We start from the raw sequence: 1,609 nt of genomic DNA, 5'->3' as shown, positions 1-1,609 counted from the left end.
GTGTGCTTCCGGCCGCGCGTAGAAGATTAGAGTCCTCGATGGTCGGCCCTTCAGATCGGCCAAGGTTGGCGCCCGAAGCTTGGTCAACACGTGCTCGAACACCGCGAAATCGCGTCCTCGCGACGGCGTCCGATCGCCGGAGAAAATACCGAGCCTGTGGTGCTGGAAGTAATCCTTTAACTCGGTCGAATTGAAGATCGGATAGTGTGCTAGCTGATAGGCATTCGCGACGATGGCGTGCTCTGCCGAGTAATCGTGGAAAATCGGCTCATATTCTTGCACAAGCCAGGCGAATAACCCACTTTTGACATGCGCTGCCATCTGGTGCGCAAGGTGCGCTTCCCAGGCAGAGTAGGCGAAAATCTTATCCGTAGGCGATAGACATAGTGGCGCTTTGAGACGTCGACCGTTGACAATCCGGACAGTCCCGAAGGCTACAGCGAGCCGGATCTGTCGCGTGATCCAGTACCTAAAATAAGAACCGTCATCATCCTGAGCACAAATGACGATGGTTATCGGGCGCTTCAGCGAAGCCAATCCCACAACCAACTCAACAAGTGCTTTGTATCCACCGAAGAAGATGTCTGGGTCAAGCGTGGGAACCAGGATCCAATAACTCTCCTCGTCTGCGCCCGAGCACGCCGCTATCGGCGCGATCCGACGTTCGATGGAACGTGCCTGAGTAATACCGACCGGATCGGTGAGGCTCGGATGGCGTACGTCCAAGATTTTCGTAAGGTTATGTTTGGTCAGACGGTTTTCGGCTCGACCCACGAGAACGTAGTGTTCGAAACCGCAAAGATATTTGCGAGAGGAAATGGCCAACCCGACATCAGGGTAAAACGCCGAATAAAATTGCTCATCGAAGTCTGCGTGCGGAGAATAACTGCTGCGGCCACCCTTGGCCAAATAATGAGCGAATCCATGTAATTCCTGGTCCTTTAACTCGTAGGTCCGATCGTACCAATCTTCGTCAAACATCGGTTGAAGATGCGAATAGTCGTGCGGCAGCCGGCCTTGACCGCTACGCCCCTCAGCGCGTCCGTACCTAATGTAATGTTCAAAGCCGCAAAGAAACGACCCTTCCTGAACTGCCTTGGCGACATCGGGATTGCCAGAGAGGTAAAACTCTTCATCAAAAGCAGCATTTGCGGAGTATCCCGCTTTAGCCCCGATCGTGCAGTAGTGATCTAAGCCACGAAGTTTTCTCGCAGTCAGTGCGTACTTGTAATCGTACCAGGGTTCGTCGAAGCTAGCTGAGATGAGCTTCTCCAAATCGGGGGGACAACGTCTAGCTTGGTTTGTACTCTTTGTTCCGGCCACGAGTGGCTGGGGAAGTGCCTCCGCGGTAGCAAACATTCCTTCTCTGCGCTCAGCAAGTTTTTTCGGCAGTTGGAACGTCACGACCCACCAACCCAACTTTAGTGCGCGCCTTCCATACCGCCGTATCGGAGCTGGTATCGCGGCAAAAACATGACGGATCGGCCAAGTTGCGCGCCAGACCGTGCTCGTTGTAAATGCATGAAGCTGGGTTTGGAGATTAGCTAATTCTTCAGAAAGCTGCCTGTTTTGGGCAGTAGATTCCTGGGCAACTTGAGCGCTGCGGCAC

General features: G+C 53.6%; 1 pseudogene. It reads right to left on the bottom strand.

Going from position 1 to position 1,609, the window contains the following annotated elements:
* Positions 1 to 1,404: pseudogene (locus ACXJ7R_RS32090) on the bottom strand (hypothetical protein); the annotation flags it as partial.
* Between the last annotated feature and the right edge of the window lie 205 nt (positions 1,405 to 1,609).

The sequence above is a fragment of the Mesorhizobium sp. P5_C1 genome (assembly GCF_054049815.1).
The sequence above is the reverse complement of the archived record's forward strand: the minus strand, read 5'-3'. Positions and strand labels throughout refer to the sequence as shown.